We start from the raw sequence: 19668 nt of genomic DNA on the forward strand, positions 1-19668 counted from the left end.
ATTATTCTGTTTTAGCTTTTAAATTATCAATCAATTCGTCGACTTTATCTTCTGTCAGATGCTCATAGAATGTATATTCAGGGCCGATCTGCAAGACTGGGCCAAAGCCACAGGCAGCCAAACATTCCACACCACGCCAGGAAAAAAGCCCATCGCTGGTGACCTCGCCTTCCTTCACACCAAGCTTTTGCTCTAAATGCTTCATAATACGCTCTGCACCGACCAAACAACAAGGCCCTGTACGGCAAATCTCGAGGACATATTTTCCTTTAGGTTGCAACAGGAACATGGTATAGAAAGTTGCCACCTCGTATACCTCAATCGGTAATATATTCAGGTAAGCAGCAACCTTATCCATCGCATCTGCGCTGACCCAGCCATATTCCGCCTGAACCAGATGTAAAATGGGCAATAAGCCTGATTTTTGCTTTCCTTCGGGGTAACGGCTTACTACTTCTCCAAACTTGGCTAACAATTCTGGAGAAAACGTTACATTTACATTATGTTGTTTTACACTAAGCATCTAATTCTCCAGCTATAACGTTAAGACTACTCATATTTATAATGGCATCAGAAATCAGCATTCCTGCACTCATTGGCGCAAACATCTGATAATTGACAAAAGAAGGTCTCCTGAAATGCAGACGATAAGGTGAGCGTCCACCATCATGAATTAAATAAAATCCAAGTTCACCATTTGCCCCTTCGACGGCATGATAGACTTCAGCTTTTGGTGTATCCACCTCACCCATGACGATTTTAAAATGATAGATTAAAGCTTCCATATTGGTATACACCTGTTCTTTCGGAGGCAAATAAAAATCAGGCACTTCGGCATGAAATACCCCTTTAGGCTCTTTCTCTATTTTGTCCAATGCCTGCTCTATAATCCGAAGAGATTGCCACATTTCGGCATTCCGTACCATAAATCGGTCATAGACATCCCCTGTCGTACCAACAGGCACATCGAAATCAAATTCATCATACGAGCAATAAGGATTCTGTACGCGCACATCATAATCGACACCTGTTGCCCGTAAAATAGGGCCAGACCAGCCATAATCCAGGGCATCTTCTGCTGTTACAGCAGCAACACCCGACGTTCGTTCGATAAAAATGCGGTTACGAACAAACAACTCTTCAAACTCTTGCAATACCGGAGGATAGCGTTTCAGAAATTCACGTATCTTCTCAAAGGCTATCGCGTTAAAATCACGCTCGAAGCCTCCGATACGACCAATATTCGTTGTCAGGCGAGCACCACAGATTTCTTCAAAGATTTCATAGATAAACTCGCGCTCCTGCATCACATACAAAAAGCCCGAAAAAGCACCCGTATCTACCCCCAAAATACCATTACAAATAATATGATCTGCAATACGGGCAAGCTCCATAACGATAACACGCATGTATTGCACCCGTTTAGGAATCTCTATCTTAAGAAGCTTCTCAACAGTCATATGCCAGCCCATGTTATTGATCGGCGCCGAACAATAATTCAAACGGTCTGTCAATGGAGTAATTTGATAAAACGGTCGATGCTCAGCAATTTTTTCGAATGCGCGGTGAATATAACCGATCGTCGATACGCCACTCACAATACGCTCGCCATCGATTTGTACCACGTTCTGAAACACGCCATGCGTAGCGGGATGCGTGGGCCCAATATTTAAGGTAATCAACTCATCTTGTGGATCGTTATCTTCAAAAACGGGTTGATTAGGTGTGATCTTGCTAATAAATTCGCTCATAGTATATACTTTAACGGCCGAAATACAAATCTTTTTTATCTACGCGATTTGGATCCTCCAAAGGGTATTCCTTACGCATTGGAAACACCTCCATATCATCTACATTCAAAATCCTTCTCAAATCCGGATGCCCTATAAAATTGACGCCAAAAAAATCAAAAGTCTCACGCTCCATCCAATTTGCACCTTTCCAAACCACAGTCGCAGTTGGAATCTCTGGATTCGGGCCTTGCAAAAACACTTTCACCCGTATCCGTATATTATGAACTAGACTATGGATATGATAAACGACAGCAAATTCCTTTTCCAAATGCGGATAATGTACTGCTGTAATATCGGTTAGATGGATAAATTGCAACTCACCACTCGACTTCAGGAAACGAAGCACTTCAATCAGATCTTCCTTTTCAACCATAACGGTCAATAAATCGTGAGCATCCGGAATTTCCTGAATCTTTGCGGGAAAATTCTCTTCGAGCTTATCCAATAAAAAACTGCTTTCCATCGTTTATTTATTTGTATGAATTCCGTACTTTTCAAGCAATGCCTTATATTCTGGCGTATTTCTCCGGTTCAAGGATTCATTCTTCACGATGTCCTGTAAACGCAACACGCCATCCAAAATTGCTTCAGGGCGGGGTGGACAACCCGGCACATAAACATCGACTGGTATAATTTCATCGATCCCCTGCAGCACAGAATAGGTATCGAAAATACCACCACTAGAGGCACAGGCCCCCACAGCGATTACCCAACGCGGCTCAGCCATCTGCACATACACTTGCCTAAGCACAGGTGCCATCTTCTTAGCAATAGTACCCATAACCAATAGCATATCTGCCTGCCTCGGTGAAAAGCTAGGCCTTTCGGCACCGAACCTTGCCAAGTCATAGGTTGAACCCATTGTTGCCATAAACTCGATACCACAACAGGATGTGGCGAACGGCAAAGGCCATAATGAGTTGGCTCGCGCCAAGCCAATGGCTTTATCTAAACTCGTCGCAAAAAAACCTGCGCCTTCTACCCCTGGAGGAGCTTCTGCTAATTTTATATCACTCATGAAAAGTCGATTTATAGGTTTAGTATTGTTGGCCAAAAACCAATCATAATAAGGATATCTAATCCCAGTTTAATGCTTTTTTCTTGATCACATAGATAAAGCCTAATAAAAGAAGTCCCATGAAAATAAACATCTCTATCAAGCCTTGAAATCCCATATCACGAAAGTTTACAGCCCATGGGTACATAAAAATGACCTCAACATCAAATATCACAAATAGGATAGCCACCAAGAAATATTTGATAGAGAACGGCTGCCTCGCATTACCGATCACTTCTATTCCTGACTCAAAAGCTCCAAGCTTGTTTTCTGTGCGGACCTTTGGTCCGATAAGATGTGTAATAATTATCGTACTTACTCCAAATCCCACAGCTACTAAAAGCTGTATAAATATCGGCAAGTAGTCTATCGGCATACTATTGGCTTGCTCCATCTCAACTAAAATTTATATTGGTAACTATCTTTAAATATAGAGATTCCATGGTAAAAAACAAAACAAAAAAGGCGTAGATATTACTATCTACGCCTAATTTAGAATGATTTTACTTAAGCTTACTTTAGACCTTCCAAGTAACCTTTAACAGCTTCGTTCGCTGGGTCTATAGCTAATACTTTTTGGAAACTTTCCTTCGCTTTAGGAAGATCTTGTTTCACATAATAGTAAAGACCGATATACGTATTTGCATCGATTAAATAATTCTTATTTTTCTCTTGTGCACCGCGTTGATTGATTGTTTCAATCAATTTTTGGAATGACGCTACGAAATCACCTTTTGGTTGTTCCAAATTATCCGCCGTCAATGCTGCAAAAGCTTTGTAATAAAGCGCATTGATCAAATATTTATCCTGTGCTTCTTTATTATCAGTAGTTTCGATTACAGTCAAGAATGTCTGAGCTTTTTGTAAATCAGCAATCGCTTTATCTCTAAGTTCCTGATTAACTACAACTTGCTCTTCATTTTTACTAGCTGCATCTTCTTTAGCACCTATTTGATAGTATGCTTCACCAGCATAATAATTTGCATCATACAAATATGTTTTATTATCTGTGTAAGACGCTACCAGTTCGAAAAGAGAGGCCGCTGTCTGCAATTCTTGCTCTTGATATTTAGCAAACGCCAGCTCTGCTGTTTCGCCCAAAAGCTCCTTGTCTAAATCAATTGCTTTTTTAATATCAGCAATACCTTTTTGGATATTTGCCGTATTTTCTGCCGTTAACACTGGTGCTGCTGTGGCCGTGCTATCTGCACCACCTTCTGCATGCTTTGGACTATTAGCAGCGATTTCAGACATACCCAAATACATATAATCCAATGGAATTACACGATCTTTCTCCATTTTACTGAACATCTGATTCAAATACTCCAATGCTTTTGGATAATCTTTAGCTTTTTGGAAAGCGATATAACCTAAGTACCGGTAGATTTTTGGATCTACGGAAGGATTTTGTGCTAACTCCTCCGAAACTACCTTCAAATCGTCGTACTGACGTGCATATACAAGGAAATCGGCGTAACGAATTTTTGCTTCCAACGAGTTATCACCAGCAACTTCAAGATATTTCTTATATTGCTCAACACCCTTTTTATTTAACTCAACATATTTTTCATCAGAAGTACCTGGCAATCTTGACCATTGGTTGTAAGTCTCAGCTAACTCACGATAGGTGGGAGCATAGGTTGGCGTCTCCGCCGCAATAGCTTCCAATTGCGTGATGGCTTCATCAAAAGCTTGTGCACCCCGTACAATTACCGCTTGTCCTACTTTAGCTTGAACGGAATTTGGATCGATATCCGTAGCGTCACCATAGCTTGTATAAGCCAAAGATCCCTCTTTCAATCCGCGATACGCATCACCTAACGCGATAGGAATAGCAACATCCTTCTTGTTTTTTTCCTTCGCCTGTGTTAGATATTCTAACGCTTTTGCATAATCAGGTTCAGGTGCATTAATATATGCACGACCGATCTCCAATAATGGCTCATAATCCTTTTTACCCAATTTTGCCGTTGCCAAAGCGAATTTAGATTCCGCACTTGCCTTATCCTTTTTCATTAAGTCAACATAACCCAAACCTACATTATTAATTGTAGCCTTTGGATCAGCGGCCAAACCTTGGTTGAAAATCGTAGCGGCAGAATCCGCTCTGTCGTTTACCAAATAAATTTGACCCAAATAGAAATAATTATCTCCATTCTTAGGTTGCTTAGTCACTAACTGTTGAAGGATAGTTTTCGCTTTACCATAATTTTCAGCCTCGATGGCTGCTCTAGCATCTTTCAAACTTTGTGCACTTACTGTGCCCACAGATCCGGCCAATAAAAGACTAAATAATAATTTGCTGTTTGTCATAATCTATTTTTGTACTATTTATTATCTATTTAATATAACTTTCATCTCTAATAATGATCTCACGCCCAGGCATTGTAGCTGGAACCAATCCCGCTTTCAAAACGATACGCTGTCCGCGATCGCCTGTCAAAAAAGCACTAAAACCTAAACCTAAGCCCATATTCGGCTGATAATTCATAATGTAGACAGGCCTCACAAAGGGGTATACGCCATCGGCGATAGTCGATTGAGATGGTCTATAGAAATTGACCTTTTCACCCCCTGGATCACTACTTCCGATGCTCAATGTACGAATTTTCTCCAATAAATTCGAATTTTTTTCTACAGCTTTCAGATACCAATTGTACCCAATCACACCCACTGTATTCGCATTCTCACTGACATATTTCATCACTTCTTCACTATCCTTCATTGCAGAAACAGCTTTCGGATCAATTTTGTTTAATTTGAAATAATCTTTCAAATAACGCAGTGTACTCGAATTTGCATTATCAAAGATCAAGCGTTGCCCTGCTAAATTACCTTCCAACAAAGACTTAACGTCTTTTTGCGACATAATAGTATCTTTACTATACCGATTATTGATCAGTACAACTGCATCGGAAGCTATTTGGAAGACTTTCGGCTGAATACCGCGCTTCTGAAAATAGCTACCTTCCTGGTTCGTCAACTTTCTCGTCAATACAACCACATAAGCTGAATCAGAAAGCAAGGCATTTACCGCTTTAATCTCGGGCCTGGCGATCAATTCCAAACTTGAGTTTGGGTATGAACTTTCAAAAACATCGGCAGATTCTTGGATGATAGGCAACAAAGTCTGATCAACAATAACCGGAAGTTTACCCGTTAGAATATCCTCTCCTTCCTTTGTACTCTTCGTTTTATTTTTGCACGAAACAAATACTCCCATACAGATGCCTAGCATCATAAGAACCATTTTATATTTTCTCATACGATACATCATAAAATAAGACAGTTTAAATAAAGAATAGTTTAACTTTTGAAGAGAGAGTTGGTTAAAACTAAAAGAAAGAGGCGCTTAATTAAAATTATTTTGCCAAAGCCGTACAAACCGCATAAATGAATACAGAATCAATACGACGCCAAAAATTGTTTTGTAAGTTGGATTAATTTCAATCGGAAAATTGTCCCAGAATATAATCAAAAGGCCCAAAACAAAATAAAAGCCAAACATGAAAAGTCCTAAAATAGACAGAAACCGCTTCAGAGGCGATTTCTGTCTATAATTTGAACTATTACTAGAATTAAAATTTGTCATTCTAATTTTGAAGGTTCAATCGAATTGGTAAAGTATACGCTACACGAACTGGACGACCATTTTGAATTCCCGGTTTCCATTTCTTCGCTTTCTTAAGCAACCTAACGGCTGCATCGCCAGTACCATATTTCAAATCACGTTTGATATTGATGTCTGTTAAGCTACCATCTTTTTCTACAACGAAGGATACCTCAACAACACCATTTACACCATTTTCTGTTGCCGCTGCTGGATACTCGTAGTTTGACCCAACCCAAGACATAAATGCTGCCATACCACCGATAGGTGTTGGTTGAACCTCAATGGCATTAAATGGAAGAATTTCATCTCCATTACCATTCGGATCTCCTTTTGCAGCACCAGTGATCGCACCATCTTGTTTCTTTGAACCGAATTCGCCACGTGCAACCGAAGTACCTGTCGGACTACCTTTCAAAGTAATACGCGCTGGAGTTTTATTTGGATCCTTCAATTCTTCCTGAGAAGCAACTTCTTCTACAACTTTGTTAGCAGGAGCTACTTTAGGTTCAGGGAAACGAACCAAATCCTCTTTTGGTACATCCATGGCCACTTGTTGAGGTTTTTCTTCCGGTTCTTGTGGAAGTGGCTCCTCTTCTGGTGGTTCTGGTGGCTTGATTTCTTCAAGGTCTTCCAACGTAACTTCGGTTACAGCCGGAGGTGCCTCAACAGCTTTCTTCGGGAACAGCTTACTTCCAAACACACTAAGGAAACTAGCTATGGCTACAATGCCGATAACGACAAGAAGCCCCCTGTTAGTCGCTTTGGGCGCAAGTTTGCGAAGCTCGTAAGCTCCATACTCCCTGTTACGGCCCTGAAAAACGACATCAAGCCATTCTTTCTTAAAAATATCTAATTTTGACCCTATCATTTTATTTTAGTTTTATGTGTCAATCTAATAACTAATCATTATAGATATTGTCACGTTTTAACACTTCGACTTCTTCTGGTGTAATCTTTCCGATCATATAGCGTTTAACGTCTACAATTTTCATCTCGTCAAGAATATCAACTAGATTGCGCTGTGTACATTTTTCACTAGGACGTATGATTACAATCATGTCTTTACCGCCTGAAACGCGAGGTACATAAGCCTTTTTCTCCATCAAGACCTTACGGATTCCATCTGCGCCATAACCAGCAACAGTAGGACCTTCGATCGGATTAGCTACTTGACCATATACCCACGAGACTTTATTGTCAGAACCCAATAAAATTGTAAGGGAACGATTATCTGCCGTAAGCAGTTCATCGCTTTGTTGTTCTTTAATTTTATTTTTGTCTGGCATAGCCACATCCATTGCCTGCGGTTTATTTAAGGACGTGGTCAACATGAAGAAGGTAATCAACAAGAATGCCAAATCTACCATGGCTGTAAGGTCTACCTTACCCCCATTTTTCTTGGATCTAACTTTCCCGCCTTTTCCTTTTTTACCACTATCCTGATTTAATTCTGCCATCGTTTGTTCTTATTAAATCGTCAATTATTTGTCCTCAGCACGCATGCCTGTTATGAAACTAAATTTGTTTTGCTTTTGATTACGCAATGTTTCAATAACTAAATTAACCGAAGGATACTTCTCATTCGCATCTGCTTTGATAGCCATCTTCAAAGGCCCAGGGTGCACGAAGTTTTTATCCGATGCCTCCTTTTCCTTATTTACTTCTTCGGCGGCTAGTCGGGCATTTTGAACCCAATAATACAGCTCATTTGAAGTATTCTCTGTACTATCAACCGGGATACCAGTTTGCACGCCTTTTTCTGTACGCTTACTTCCATCCAAGGCCAATAAACCCTTCAATTTAGACATTGGTACACCAAAGTTTTCCATCAATTTGAAACGATCGTAATCTTCTTGCGAAAAGCCAACGCCATACTTTGCTGACATTCTTTCTAGTGCTTTTACGCGAACCTGTTGATCAGTCGTACCGAAGAAAACTTTACCTTGATCGCCTATTGTGATCATACCTACATTTGAATCAGGTAACTTATCTTTAGTAGTCGATGCTGGGGTATCCACCGTCAATGCTTCCGGTTGGCGCGCTGTCGCCGTTAAGACGAAGAACGTAAGCAGCAAGAACGATACGTCACACATCGCTGTCATGTCGATCGACGTACTGGCTCTTTTTACTTTTGCTTTACCCATTTTAAATTCTTCTTTTTAAATTAAAAACTCAATCTTCTATCCTATGATGATTTTAATATTTGATTTCCATAAAATAAATTTAAAAAAATCAAATATTTTCATCACAGTTCTTATTTGTGGTTTGCAGCGTATGTTTGTACGATTGAGAAACCAGCTTCGTCGATAGAGTAAGTTAATTTATCGATTTTTGCAGTAAAGATGTTATACAATACGATAGCGAATGTTGATGTCGCGATACCAGTTGCTGTATTGATCAAGGCCTCAGAGATACCGTTCGCCAATTTAGCTGAATCTGGAGCACCACCTGTTGCCAATGCCGAGAAGGCTTTGATCATACCTGTTACTGTACCCAATAGACCACATAATGTACCGATAGAAACTAATGTAGCGATAACGTTTAAGTTTTTCTCTAACATAGGCATTTCCAATGCAGTTGTTTCTTCGATTTCTTTTTGGATTGCAATAGCCGCTTTTTCAGTGTTCACTTCAGGATCTACAGATACTGATTTGTACTTCAATAAACCAGCTTTCACAACGTTTGCTACTGAACCTTTTTGTTTGTCACATTCAGCAATCGCTGAATCGATGTTTCCACCATTAATCAACGTTTGGATTTTACGGACAAAGTTTCCAACGTTTCCAGTACCAGAAGCTTTGTTGATAACGATAAAACGTTCTACCGAGAAAACCCATACCATTAAGAATAAACCAAGCAAAACAGGTACGATAGCCCCAGCATGGTAAACCATTCCTAAATAGTTACCTGGATTAGGAGCATTTTCCGGATTGTTATCAACGAAGTTAGTTGGATTACCCATCACAAATTTCCATACACAGAAACCCACGATGAAACAGATGATGATTGCAGCTTGAGCAAAGAAAGATCCTCCGTTGTTGCTCTCTTGTTTTGCAGCAGTTTTAGGTGCGTTTGCCATTTTTCTAATTTTTAGTTTTTTACTGTTGTTTAAATATATAATGTTGTTTAAATTATATGCACTCTTGTTCGCTTTTGAAATCAATTTGCAAAGCAAATTTAATATCTAATGTCAAATTTAAAATATTCCTCTTAAATATGTAAAAAAAATCAAATTTGTTTTTTTAAACTGAAACACCGTTAATGTGTGTTATTTTTCTCAGCAGCTCCCGTTATATAATCATTGTTTCTCGTTGCTAAATCGCTTATTCGCAATAATTATTTTACAATGAAAGCCATTTTTTTTTTGATATGCAAGAAAATCGAAGATTTTAAATTACAAAAAGTAAGTGATTACTCATATTACCAAACAAACACACAGTCTGCACACAAACCATACTTGCCTAATAAACAATTCATTAGATTTAATCTGCATATTGCCATAATACTTGTTTAACCACCCACCAATTTTACGCGATACCCCTCTTTAAGTAACAACTCGTAAATCTTTTGTTTAAACTCTCCCTGTATGATGATCTCGCCATCCTTTACAGTTCCACCCACTCCACACTTCTGTTTCAACAATTTACCTAAAATTTCCAGATCTTCGGTTTTTCCTACAAAACCTGTAATCAACGTAACAACTTTCCCTTTTCGCATTTTACGATCAAGCTGTACTTTCAAGTTTTGCTGATTCGTTGGTAAAGTATCCTGTTCCTGAAAAAAATCAGATAATTGATAATTGAAGTTATCATCTGTAGAATAGACAACCCCTTCATAAGACTGTTTTTTATTTTTACTCATTATCTTAATTTTAGCAAATTATTTTTAAGGCTTTTGGCATAATGGAAATATCCAGTTTATCTCCCAATTCGATGGGTTCCCCATCGACGTGTACCGGCGAAATCTTATCCACCTCAATCTGTATATTCTTCCCGGGAATAATCTCTACATAACTGGATTGATCTGCCGACTTGTTAAACAGATGAAAAATCATCTTTGGCAAAATATAGAGTGGAAATTTGTGCACAATACAGACATCTAATATACCATCATTGACTGAAGCTTGAGGCGCAATATAAGCGTTATTTCCATATTGGGGAGAATTCGCTACACTGATCATAAAAGCCTGTCTTTCATACACTTTTCCATCGATGGTCAATTTGTAATGTGCAGGTTGATATTTACTGAGCACATTAAACACTGATTTCATGTATCCCAACGGTCCACGAATATTTTCATTAGCAAAATTTTCGCTCACGGACGCATCGAACCCTAAACCAGCAATATTAAAAAATCTCCTTTCATTGATAACACCACAGTCCACCTCAATTGATTCAAAACGATTAATCCGGCGGATAGCAGCAGCTTCATTCATAGGTACCCCCAAGTAAAGCGCCAAACCGTTGCCAGAACCCTCAGGAATAATCCCCAATGGAATTCCAGACCCAACCAAAGCTGACCCCAATTCATTGATTGTTCCATCGCCTCCCACTGCTATAACCGCATCGTAACCCTCTTCGATTGCTTTCAAACCAATTTCATAGGCATGATTAGGTCTCGCAGTCTGTTGAAAAGTAGGATCAAATTTTTGTAGATCAAGCACATCCAACACCTGCTTTTTAAAGGATGTCTTGTGCTTTCCTCCTGAAATCGGATTAATAACAAACAATATTTGTTTACGTTCTGACATATCCCAAAGATAGCGGAAATTACGAATTTCTTAAAATAATGTAATCTTTACCCATCTTAAAGTATATACCTATACTTTTTAAATTAAAATATAGATTTGATTTTAAATAATCCTTAAAGTATTGTAGCTTTGTCGCATAAAAAATAGAATGTGGACTGATTTGCGTGCTGTTGCGTCACAAAAGCAACGACAAGGAGATTGCAACCACAGTAAAAAAGTGCTAAAAACCCTTCGCTATTACGGCGCTTATCACTTTGCTGTTAATTCATTCTAGCGCAAATCCAATATTTAAAATCAGGTAAAGCATGGCTTATTTATTTACGTCGGAATCTGTTTCTGAAGGACATCCAGACAAAATTGCGGATCAAATTTCAGATGCATTAATAGACAATTTTTTAGCATGGGACGAGGATTCTCGTGTCGCTATTGAAACGTTGGTAACAACAGGACAAGTAGTCCTCGCCGGGGAAGTTAAATCAAACATATACCTCGATGTTCAGAAGATCGCACGTTCGGTAATTCAAAAGATTGGCTATACCAAATCTGAATATATGTTTGAAGCGAATTCCTGTGGCGTATTATCGGCGATCCACGAACAATCTGCAGACATTAATCAAGGTGTAGACCGTAAAACAAGGCAGGAGCAAGGGGCGGGTGACCAAGGGATTATGTTTGGTTATGCGAATAACGAAACAGAAAATTTTATGCCTCTGGCATTAGACCTATCTCATCGCTTACTTTATGAATTGGCCGAGCTACGTCGCGAAAATAACGAAATTAAGTATTTGCGCCCGGACGCAAAATCTCAGGTTACCCTTGAGTATAGCGATGATCACAAACCCAAAAGGATTGACGCCATTGTCATCTCAACGCAACATGATGACTTTGATACCGAACAAGCGATGTTGGACAAAATTACACACGACATCAAAACTATTTTGATTCCTCGTGTTAAAGCACAATTAAAGCCAGAACTTCAATTGTTATTTAACGATGAAATTAAGTTTCATATCAATCCTACTGGAAAATTTGTAATCGGCGGGCCTCATGGAGACACCGGTCTTACGGGCCGAAAAATAATTGTGGACACCTACGGTGGTAGAGGTGCACATGGTGGCGGTGCTTTCTCTGGAAAAGATCCGTCTAAAGTGGACCGGTCTGCGGCGTATGCGACACGCCATATTGCCAAAAACTTAGTGGCAGCAGGTGTAGCCGATGAAATTCTTGTACAAATTTCTTATGCGATTGGTGTAAAAGATCCGATGGGAATCTATGTAAACACGTATGGAACGAGCAAAGTAAATTTAACCGATGGTCAAATTGCTGAAAAAATTACCCATTTATTTGACATGACTCCATACGGAATTGAAACGCGTTTGGGACTGAGGAACCCCATTTACTCGGAAACAGCAGCTTATGGACACATGGGAAGAACACCAAAAAAAGTAATAAAAGAATTTGAAAGCTCAACAGGCGAGAAAAAGCAGGTTGAAGTTGAACTATTTACTTGGGAAAAACTGGATTATATCGAGAAGGTAAAAGCAGAATTTGGTCTATAAGAACACCAAGTTCATTAAAATACAACGNNCGTTGTATTTTAATGAACTTGCCTAATTTTCACTAACAAAAAAGTCCATTTGCGATTTCCTCACAATTGATACTGGTGAAATCAGGAACGTTTTGTATCTTCATAGTTCTAAACCGTTTCAATCATGAAAAGACGCAATTTTCTTCTGGCACCTATGGTGCTTATGACTGCCCCAACATGGGCCCATCCAGTTCGCGCGAGCCAAGATATTCAGACCAATACCATCGTCCACGTGGTTAATTTCTGGCTTAAGAAAGATATCAGTGAAAAGGATAAAATGAATTTTACCCAGTTTTTTGAGGAACTTCGGAAAATCGACGTCATCAAAACACTTCATTATGGCGTACCTGCTCAAACAAACCCGAGACCTGTCGTAGACAATAGTTTTGACTACACGTTGATTGTTACATTTAAAGATCTTAAAGATATAACAAACTATGAGACACATCCAATCCATTTAAAAGCAATTGAAAAATACCAGCATCTCTGGACGAAAGTTATGGTCAAAGACACCTCGATCATTAAATAAGGCCTCGTGCCTTAATTTCAAGGTATTTATTGATGGAATTGATGGTTAAATTTTCCGGCGCAGTATAAATAGTCTGAAATCCATGACGGATAAGCTCCTGTACAATAAGCTGCTTCTCATAGATAAACTTCTCAGCAATGATTTGATTATAGATATCTATCGTCTTTCTGGGTACACTTTTAGCTAGATCCTCAACCTCCACATTTTTAAATACGACGACTACAATTATATGACTTCTATTCAGCATAGTCAGGTAATTTATCTGACGTTTAAGGGAATCTAAGGTCTCAAAATTGGTGTAAAGAAAAACTAGTGAACGCTTGTTGATATGCGCATTGGCATAACTATACAGTTTTCCAAATTCCGATTCTTCAAATTTAGTCGATACCTGGTAGAGTGACTCTGAAATTTTAAGCATCTGATTATTTCTTTTCTCAGCAGGTATAAATGCATTGATATCCTTTGAAAAGGTTAATAAGCCAGCACGATCCTGCTTTAATATTGTTGCATTTGAAAGAACCAACGAAGCATTGATAGCGTAATCTAATAAGCTCAGGCCGTTGAAAGGCATACGCATCGCCCTCCCTAAATCGATAAAGGAATAGATTGGCTGCGACCTCTCTTCCTCATATTGGTTGACCATCAACTTTTTTACTTTCGCAGATGCTTTCCAATTCATGTGACGGTAGTCATCGCCCTGAACATAATCGCGAACATGATCAAATTCCATGGCCGAACCAATCCGTCGAATACGTTTTATCCCGAGTTCATTCAGTCTATTACTTGTTGCCAAAAGCTGATATTTCCTTAATTGTATATAAGATGGGTAACAAGGTATTTCCTGTTCTTGATTAGTAACAAACCTTCTTTTGAAAAATCCAAGACGCATCACGAGTGCCATACAACGTCCAAAGGTATAGATCCCCCGCTGGGTCGGCCGCAGCGAAAATGATATCTCCGATTGCTGAAAGCGCGGTAGATGGGCCATAAAGTCCTTATCGCGAATTTGAAGCTGAACAGGAAACTCCTCCAAAATCTCCACTTTCGTACTAAATGGATAAAAAGAACGCACAATCAGTCTCATTGGGTTCTCATCTCCGTTGGAGAGCTTTTCAGGATATACCCTAGTGATTTCTATTTTCCCCTTTCCAGAAAATAAGACTATAAAATCAAAGACCAAAATCGCCAGCCATATCCAAAAAACAATCCATGCTACAACCAACAACCCCTTAACAAAAAAAGACCATGTAAAGAGGGTTGCTATACTTAATAGCGAGTAGAAAAATTGATTTGTTAGAAAGAGCTGACTTAATTTCTTCATTATCTTGGAATTTCAACAGAATTAATGATTTGGTCGATGACATAGGCGGTAGTAAACCCTTCCATTTCTCTTTCTGGCGTCAACATAACCCGATGTCCTAACACGGCCGATGCTACCCTCCTAATATCCTCAGGAGTAACAAAATCTCTACCGCTGACTGCTGCTGAAGCTTTGGCTGATTCCAGTAAAGCAATAGAAGCTCTAGGGGACGCTCCGAGTGTCAAACTTGGATTCGTTCTTGTCTTTATAATAACTTGAGCAATGTAAGTTAACAACTCCTCATGAACAAAAATAGACTTGATCAATTTTTGGAACCCCAAAATTTCAGCTGCGGAAACTACTGCCTGAACCTGATTCTCTTTATTGAGTGCCTTTTGAGCATGATGCTCCTTTAATATTTCCAGTTCCTGTTCAAGTTCAGGATAATCCACATTGATCTTAAACAAGAAACGATCGAGCTGAGCTTCTGGCAGGCGATAAGTTCCTTCGTGTTCGATCGGATTTTGCGTCGCAAAAACAACAAATGGAGCGGGTAATCGATAAGTAGTTCCATCAACTGATGCCTGCTGCTCGGCCATGCTTTCAAAAAGCGCGGCCTGCGTTTTTGCCGGAGCCCGGTTAATTTCATCGATTAACACGATGTTTGCAAAAATGGGGCCCTTGCGAAACACAAATTCATTGCTTTTCAGATCCAATATCGAGGATCCCGTTACATCTGAAGGCATTAGATCTGGTGTAAATTGAATACGTTTGAATTCGCTATTGATGGTTTTGGCGATCAATTTTGCAGATAATGTTTTTGCAACCCCTGGCAATCCTTCAATCAGGGAATGTCCCGACGCTAAGATGGAAATCAAGAGCATATCGATCAATTGATCCTGCCCAACGATTACTTTTTTAACTTCTGCCTTTACCTGAGCCATTTTATCAGACAAAACCGATACATCAATTCGGTTTTCAAAAGATATATATTTATCAAAATCACTCATATCATTTTTGCTTTATGTTTAAACTCTTCTATAGTATCATTAACCAATTTAAGATCAGCCAAGTCATGCTCTTTCGCATCCTGCATACGAACAATCAACCTGACCAAAACCTGTGTCTCCGCAAGAAAAACGCCAGACCGTTCAGCCAATTCTTCACTGAACTCATTTTCCCGCAAGGTTAGTGTGTCCACATGAAAACGACTCCGAAGGTCGTGAAGAAAGTAATCTATTTTTTTGGCTACCATGTTTCCTGGCGCACCATTTTCATAATATAAGGTAGCTATCGTCTCACAGAATTCTTTCGAGAGATTCGGCTCTGGCGCCACGACCGCCACCGCACGCTGTTCGCGTCTACTTCTAAAAACGAGTAAAAGCACCAGTCCCGCTAACAAAACGTACCAAGCTTGCCGAAGACCATCATTCATCAGCAATACACGCAAAGGCGTACGATACTGATCCATATTTGCTTTAAAATCATACCACGCGAGCGGTTTATCATTTAAATAAGATAAAGATTTCGCAACATAAGCATACTGCGAAGCAGAATTCAGCAAATAATAGTTCCCAAATAAATCGGGGGTCAGGTGCAGATAAATGGTTCCTTTGCCAAATTGAATCGCCACGAAGTTAGGTAGTGCAAATTCTTTATAGGTGATCGCACCTAAAATAGTTGCATTTTTTGGAAGTTTTTTAAATACTTCACCAAGCTCCGATTTGCCGTAATGAATTTTATTGTTATCATTCATCAGCCGAACGCGCAACTGACTTTTTATATTTACACGTTTTTTAAAACCATAGAAATTATCTGCTTCCAAACCCAGGGAATCCAATAGGTAATTATCAATATCCTCGGCTACAATCATTGCTTTCCCACCCCGGTTTACATAATCCAGTAATTTATCTTCCGCGGCTTCACCCATTGAAAAATAGGAGGTGTAAAAAAACAGGTTAACGTCTGTTTTCTTTGTGCTATCCAGATACTCATACAATGGTCGCTCAATCGTTGTATTCTTTTGATCAATGATATGCTTCAGCTCTTGACGCAATACATACGCTCCAAAGGGATTTTTATCTTTTGCATCAAAGGTCCGATCCCAGATAATTGGCTTCTTACTTGTGGCATCGATAAGCGCAATGAGCACTAAAACAACAGCCAATAATATCAGTCCAAATTTTACCGATCCCTTCATTTAATTTGATTTTGATATTGGGTAAACAATTGCTGGTATTGGGCAAAATTGTCCTCTGTTAATTCAAATTGACCAAACCAGACATAATCAAATATTCTTGTACATTCAGCAAATCCACGACGGAGCTCCTCGTTTTGAATCTCTTCTGCAAATTCAGCATTTGTTTTGCTCAGCTTCCATTTTATATGATCTGATTGCGCTAGTTTCTGGATATTCAATAGCTGTAAGTATCGGATCCCCAACGCATAATTCCTTTGGGCAATAGCCTCCTGAATATAAGGTTCTAGGTTGCTATTCATCAGATTTCGCTCTACATACGCTAAAACGTCAAGTTCACTCTCCTCTTCACGATGTTTAATAAAATATTGTTTTCTGTTGTAGAGCACTTTATAAAGGATAAACGCCAATGCAATAACAGCTAAAAAAGCAAATACATAACCGAACTCTTCCCGAAATTTATAGGGATTATCTGGCATGATACTTCCAATCCAATCCGCGAGCCGCGCAAGGATGCGCTGTAATACGCCTACGCGATCTTTAATATTTTCTGAATAAACAAAATCATCCGTCTCGTATCTTTTGATGATATCCTGATAAGGATCCATTTTAAATGAACGTTCTTTGGTATATTTTGGGATTGAATCAAATAATGTGGGATCCCACAGGTCAATTTCATCTTTTTCCTGCTGGCCATTTGGTGCTTTTAAAATTATCGAGTCAATAGCGACAGAATCGTCTGTCACTAAGGTAGAATCTCTTTGTACATAGAGCGAATCCGCACTTTTGCTGTCGGAATCTACGGTCTCTGGTTTCGGATCACAAGCAAACGTCATTGACAAACCGGCAATGCACAAAAAAGACAAGAGTTTATTCACTTTTTCCTCCTATTTCTTCAATCATACCATAAATCCGTTCTCCAAATTTGAGATCCTTTGCTGTTTCATAAATAATACCGTTGGCCAAAACTCCTGACATATAAAGAAACAACGTAAATAATGTGATAAATAAACCGCCCAATGTCATCAGCAGTTTTCCCCAGGATGAGTCAAAAAAAGCAGCATCTATTCCGAGGAAGTTGAATGACAGTAACCCCATGATAACCAATGGTACAATAGAAATCATCATCACAGCCATTTGGAAAATAAAATTTACGATATAGGTAGCAATACCATACTGAATCAATTTTTTGCTTAGCATTACATAGGCATCTGTAAAACAACTTCCGAGATCCGAATAGCCTTCGCGATAGAATAAAAATGAGCAAAACAACCAAATACCAACCATGGACGCCAATATTCCGATAGCAAAACTTCCGACAAAAGGGATAAATGCACAAATCGCAGCTACGATGGCCAAGGGAATAAAGACGACAATTAACGCCAAGACCATGGCAATCAAAAACATAAAGTATTTCCCAAGGTTTGATCTAAAATTCTTCAGTACGTCCACACCCGAAAATGCTGTACTCTTGCGCTCCTTAAGCAGTACAAAATATTCGATAGAAATACCGTAAACGTACAGTCCCAAGGCGATCAGCGCCACAATAAGTAAACCGGCCCAAGTAAGAGCATCGATGTCTTCAAAAGAATCACTATTAGCAGAGAACGTAATTTTTGTAGACAGAAAATAATAAACCAAGGCAATCCCGGCTAGGGGAACAGCAGATAAACCAAAAATAGTAGATACAAAATGCCTATAGATCAATTTAAAAAGATCTATAAAACTTTGCACAAAGTCCCCTACCTTCCGTTCTTTTTGAAATTCAAAGTCTATTTCCATCGAAATCGTTTTGCTAGTCGATACGGATTAATAACATAAAAATAAAGAATGGCTATTGAGGATAAAATGATGATCAATAAACATAACCAAATTGACACATTATAATATCTTGTTACAAAGCCTTCCAATGTACCCGCAATAATAAAAAAAGGAATCGTGCTGACCAACACTTTCATCGCAATCTTTGCCGTACGGACAAAAGATGTTAAACGCGTGAAAGATTTTGGAAATAAGATGCTATTACCGATTGCTAATCCGCAACCCCCGGCCACAATAATTACCGAGATCTCGATGGTACCATGAATCCAGATTGCGGACATAGCCTTCCCCATAACGCCATATTGAAAAAACATATGATGAAATGCACCTAGCATAATACCATTGCTAAACAAGACATACCCCGTCCCAACACTAAAAAATAGTCCGGCAGCAAAAGCCATAAAAGCAACCCGCACATTATTTATCGTAATCCAAATTGCAGATCCAAAGTTACTACCCTTTCCATATACCGCAGCAGGATCTCCGGCTTTTATACTTTCTATCGTTGAATCGACATAATAGTCCCCTAAAATAAGCCGAATAAAATCGATATCATACATAGCGGACAAAAAGCCGATAACGGAAGCCAAAACAAAAATTAAGAAGGAGTATAACAACGGTCTACGGATAGACCAAATTGCTTGCGGTATCTCGTCGGTGATAAAAGATTTAAATTTATTATTGGAAGCTTTTTGATCTTTATAAATCTTTTGATGGACAGTCACCGCCAATTCATTTAAGTAAGTTTTTACTTTACTTTCAGGATAGAAAGTTTGCGCATAAGCCAGATCATTGGTCAGCTCAATATAATTTGAAGCCAGCTCATCAGGATCAACTGCTGTATTAATTGACAAATTATTTTCAATTAACGTCCATTTTTCTTTATTTCGTTCTACAAATGATGCTTCTCTCATTAATTTTTTTAACTGGCTCAACCAAATATAGGAAATATCCGTCATTGAAAAGCACAAATAACTGCGAAATTGACTTATATATTCTATATTGCCACTAAATCCAAAT

The 19668-nt window shown here is 39.0% G+C and carries 21 protein-coding genes; 2 read left to right on the forward strand and 19 right to left on the reverse strand.

What is annotated here, in order from left to right; genetic code table 11:
* Position 1 precedes the first annotated feature (1 nt).
* The 13 genes from nuoE to B2107_RS19095 all read right to left on the reverse strand — a co-directional run bounded on the left by nuoE (position 2) and on the right by B2107_RS19095 (position 11213).
* Positions 2-523, reverse strand: a complete 522-nt coding sequence (gene nuoE / locus B2107_RS19035) for a complex I 24 kDa subunit family protein (RefSeq protein ID WP_293957302.1) — start codon at positions 521-523, stop codon at positions 2-4.
* The gene (locus B2107_RS19040) at positions 516-1751 is read right to left on the reverse strand and encodes an NADH-quinone oxidoreductase subunit D (RefSeq protein ID WP_293957303.1); all 1236 of its coding nucleotides are present in this window, start codon (positions 1749-1751) and stop codon (positions 516-518) included. The genes nuoE and B2107_RS19040 overlap by 8 nt, the downstream gene beginning before the upstream one ends.
* A gap of 10 nt (positions 1752-1761) precedes the next feature.
* Positions 1762-2256 carry an NADH-quinone oxidoreductase subunit C gene (locus tag B2107_RS19045; RefSeq protein ID WP_293957304.1) on the reverse strand — a complete coding sequence of 165 codons (495 nt, stop codon included), beginning with the start codon at positions 2254-2256 and terminating at the stop codon, positions 1762-1764.
* 3 nt (positions 2257-2259) lie between these two features.
* Positions 2260-2811: an NADH-quinone oxidoreductase subunit B gene (locus B2107_RS19050; protein ID WP_046673075.1), complete on the reverse strand. Its 552-nt coding sequence runs from the start codon at positions 2809-2811 to the stop codon at positions 2260-2262.
* A 58-nt stretch (positions 2812-2869) separates the two neighbouring features.
* Entirely contained in the window at positions 2870-3244 is a 375-nt protein-coding gene (locus B2107_RS19055) for an NADH-quinone oxidoreductase subunit A (protein ID WP_293957305.1), read from the reverse strand.
* A gap of 119 nt (positions 3245-3363) precedes the next feature.
* Positions 3364-5163: a tetratricopeptide repeat protein gene (locus B2107_RS19060; RefSeq protein WP_293957306.1), complete on the reverse strand. Its 1800-nt coding sequence runs from the start codon at positions 5161-5163 to the stop codon at positions 3364-3366.
* A gap of 25 nt (positions 5164-5188) precedes the next feature.
* Positions 5189-6115: a PstS family phosphate ABC transporter substrate-binding protein gene (locus B2107_RS19065; protein WP_293957307.1), complete on the reverse strand. Its 927-nt coding sequence runs from the start codon at positions 6113-6115 to the stop codon at positions 5189-5191.
* 328 nt (positions 6116-6443) lie between these two features.
* On the reverse strand, positions 6444-7331 hold the full coding sequence (locus B2107_RS19070) for an energy transducer TonB (protein WP_293957308.1): 888 nt from the start codon (positions 7329-7331) through the stop codon (positions 6444-6446).
* Between the two features lie 31 nt (positions 7332-7362).
* Positions 7363-7920, reverse strand: a complete 558-nt coding sequence (locus B2107_RS19075) for an ExbD/TolR family protein (RefSeq protein ID WP_293957309.1) — start codon at positions 7918-7920, stop codon at positions 7363-7365.
* Between the two features lie 24 nt (positions 7921-7944).
* Complete coding sequence (locus tag B2107_RS19080) at positions 7945-8607, reverse strand: ExbD/TolR family protein (protein ID WP_293957310.1); 663 nt, start codon at positions 8605-8607, stop codon at positions 7945-7947.
* 110 nt (positions 8608-8717) lie between these two features.
* Positions 8718-9542 carry a MotA/TolQ/ExbB proton channel family protein gene (locus tag B2107_RS19085; RefSeq protein ID WP_209578290.1) on the reverse strand — a complete coding sequence of 275 codons (825 nt, stop codon included), beginning with the start codon at positions 9540-9542 and terminating at the stop codon, positions 8718-8720.
* A 431-nt stretch (positions 9543-9973) separates the two neighbouring features.
* The gene (locus B2107_RS19090) at positions 9974-10324 is read right to left on the reverse strand and encodes a translation initiation factor (protein WP_293957311.1); all 351 of its coding nucleotides are present in this window, start codon (positions 10322-10324) and stop codon (positions 9974-9976) included.
* Positions 10325-10334: 10 nt separating this feature from the next.
* On the reverse strand, positions 10335-11213 hold the full coding sequence (locus B2107_RS19095) for a diacylglycerol/lipid kinase family protein (protein ID WP_293957312.1): 879 nt from the start codon (positions 11211-11213) through the stop codon (positions 10335-10337).
* A gap of 305 nt (positions 11214-11518) precedes the next feature.
* Between B2107_RS19095 and metK the strand changes: the two genes are divergently transcribed.
* Together metK and B2107_RS19105 are read left to right on the forward strand one after the other, a co-directional pair.
* A complete protein-coding gene (gene metK / locus B2107_RS19100) occupies positions 11519-12772 on the forward strand; it encodes a methionine adenosyltransferase (RefSeq protein ID WP_293957313.1) in 1254 nt (417 codons plus the stop codon).
* 153 nt (positions 12773-12925) lie between these two features.
* Positions 12926-13330 carry a Dabb family protein gene (locus B2107_RS19105; RefSeq protein ID WP_293957314.1) on the forward strand — a complete coding sequence of 135 codons (405 nt, stop codon included), beginning with the start codon at positions 12926-12928 and terminating at the stop codon, positions 13328-13330.
* On the opposite strand, the gene B2107_RS19110 is transcribed toward B2107_RS19105, so the two are convergent.
* From B2107_RS19110 to B2107_RS19135, 6 genes are read right to left on the reverse strand one after another with little or no spacing between them, the layout of a single operon-like run.
* Positions 13323-14651 carry a DUF58 domain-containing protein gene (locus B2107_RS19110; protein ID WP_293957315.1) on the reverse strand — a complete coding sequence of 443 codons (1329 nt, stop codon included), beginning with the start codon at positions 14649-14651 and terminating at the stop codon, positions 13323-13325. The two genes, B2107_RS19105 and B2107_RS19110, sit on opposite strands and share 8 nt — an antisense overlap.
* On the reverse strand, positions 14651-15640 hold the full coding sequence (locus B2107_RS19115; protein WP_293957316.1) for an AAA family ATPase: 990 nt from the start codon (positions 15638-15640) through the stop codon (positions 14651-14653). The genes B2107_RS19110 and B2107_RS19115 overlap by 1 nt, the downstream gene beginning before the upstream one ends.
* Entirely contained in the window at positions 15637-16830 is a 1194-nt protein-coding gene (locus tag B2107_RS19120; RefSeq protein WP_293957317.1) for a DUF4350 domain-containing protein, read from the reverse strand. Before B2107_RS19120 ends, B2107_RS19115 begins: the two co-directional genes overlap by 4 nt.
* Positions 16827-17663, reverse strand: coding sequence for a DUF4129 domain-containing protein (locus tag B2107_RS19125; RefSeq protein WP_293957318.1), 837 nt, complete (start codon positions 17661-17663; stop codon positions 16827-16829). Before B2107_RS19125 ends, B2107_RS19120 begins: the two co-directional genes overlap by 4 nt.
* 34 nt (positions 17664-17697) lie before the next feature.
* Positions 17698-18609: an ABC transporter permease gene (locus B2107_RS19130; protein ID WP_293957319.1), complete on the reverse strand. Its 912-nt coding sequence runs from the start codon at positions 18607-18609 to the stop codon at positions 17698-17700.
* Positions 18600-19562, reverse strand: a complete 963-nt coding sequence (locus B2107_RS19135; protein ID WP_293957320.1) for a stage II sporulation protein M — start codon at positions 19560-19562, stop codon at positions 18600-18602. Before B2107_RS19135 ends, B2107_RS19130 begins: the two co-directional genes overlap by 10 nt.
* Positions 19563-19668 lie beyond the last annotated feature (106 nt).

The sequence above is a fragment of the Sphingobacterium sp. UBA7855 genome (assembly GCA_002500745.1).
Lineage (GTDB): Bacteria > Bacteroidota > Bacteroidia > Sphingobacteriales > Sphingobacteriaceae > Sphingobacterium.

What these genes read in the sequence shown, in the direction of transcription:
- nuoE (WP_293957302.1), bottom strand. Translation starts at nt 523, where the DNA reads ATGCTTAGTGTAAAACAACATAATGTAAATGTAACGTTTTCTCCAGAA.
- B2107_RS19040 (WP_293957303.1), bottom strand. Translation starts at nt 1,751, where the DNA reads ATGAGCGAATTTATTAGCAAGATCACACCTAATCAACCCGTTTTTGAA.
- B2107_RS19045 (WP_293957304.1), bottom strand. Translation starts at nt 2,256, where the DNA reads ATGGAAAGCAGTTTTTTATTGGATAAGCTCGAAGAGAATTTTCCCGCA.
- B2107_RS19050 (WP_046673075.1), bottom strand. Translation starts at nt 2,811, where the DNA reads ATGAGTGATATAAAATTAGCAGAAGCTCCTCCAGGGGTAGAAGGCGCA.
- B2107_RS19055 (WP_293957305.1), bottom strand. Translation starts at nt 3,244, where the DNA reads ATGGAGCAAGCCAATAGTATGCCGATAGACTACTTGCCGATATTTATA.
- B2107_RS19060 (WP_293957306.1), bottom strand. Translation starts at nt 5,163, where the DNA reads ATGACAAACAGCAAATTATTATTTAGTCTTTTATTGGCCGGATCTGTG.
- B2107_RS19065 (WP_293957307.1), bottom strand. Translation starts at nt 6,115, where the DNA reads ATGAGAAAATATAAAATGGTTCTTATGATGCTAGGCATCTGTATGGGA.
- B2107_RS19070 (WP_293957308.1), bottom strand. Translation starts at nt 7,331, where the DNA reads ATGATAGGGTCAAAATTAGATATTTTTAAGAAAGAATGGCTTGATGTC.
- B2107_RS19075 (WP_293957309.1), bottom strand. Translation starts at nt 7,920, where the DNA reads ATGGCAGAATTAAATCAGGATAGTGGTAAAAAAGGAAAAGGCGGGAAA.
- B2107_RS19080 (WP_293957310.1), bottom strand. Translation starts at nt 8,607, where the DNA reads ATGGGTAAAGCAAAAGTAAAAAGAGCCAGTACGTCGATCGACATGACA.
- B2107_RS19085 (WP_209578290.1), bottom strand. Translation starts at nt 9,542, where the DNA reads ATGGCAAACGCACCTAAAACTGCTGCAAAACAAGAGAGCAACAACGGA.
- B2107_RS19090 (WP_293957311.1), bottom strand. Translation starts at nt 10,324, where the DNA reads ATGAGTAAAAATAAAAAACAGTCTTATGAAGGGGTTGTCTATTCTACA.
- B2107_RS19095 (WP_293957312.1), bottom strand. Translation starts at nt 11,213, where the DNA reads ATGTCAGAACGTAAACAAATATTGTTTGTTATTAATCCGATTTCAGGA.
- metK (WP_293957313.1), top strand. Translation starts at nt 11,519, where the DNA reads ATGGCTTATTTATTTACGTCGGAATCTGTTTCTGAAGGACATCCAGAC.
- B2107_RS19105 (WP_293957314.1), top strand. Translation starts at nt 12,926, where the DNA reads ATGAAAAGACGCAATTTTCTTCTGGCACCTATGGTGCTTATGACTGCC.
- B2107_RS19110 (WP_293957315.1), bottom strand. Translation starts at nt 14,651, where the DNA reads ATGAAGAAATTAAGTCAGCTCTTTCTAACAAATCAATTTTTCTACTCG.
- B2107_RS19115 (WP_293957316.1), bottom strand. Translation starts at nt 15,640, where the DNA reads ATGAGTGATTTTGATAAATATATATCTTTTGAAAACCGAATTGATGTA.
- B2107_RS19120 (WP_293957317.1), bottom strand. Translation starts at nt 16,830, where the DNA reads ATGAAGGGATCGGTAAAATTTGGACTGATATTATTGGCTGTTGTTTTA.
- B2107_RS19125 (WP_293957318.1), bottom strand. Translation starts at nt 17,663, where the DNA reads ATGACGTTTGCTTGTGATCCGAAACCAGAGACCGTAGATTCCGACAGC.
- B2107_RS19130 (WP_293957319.1), bottom strand. Translation starts at nt 18,609, where the DNA reads ATGGAAATAGACTTTGAATTTCAAAAAGAACGGAAGGTAGGGGACTTT.
- B2107_RS19135 (WP_293957320.1), bottom strand. Translation starts at nt 19,562, where the DNA reads ATGAGAGAAGCATCATTTGTAGAACGAAATAAAGAAAAATGGACGTTA.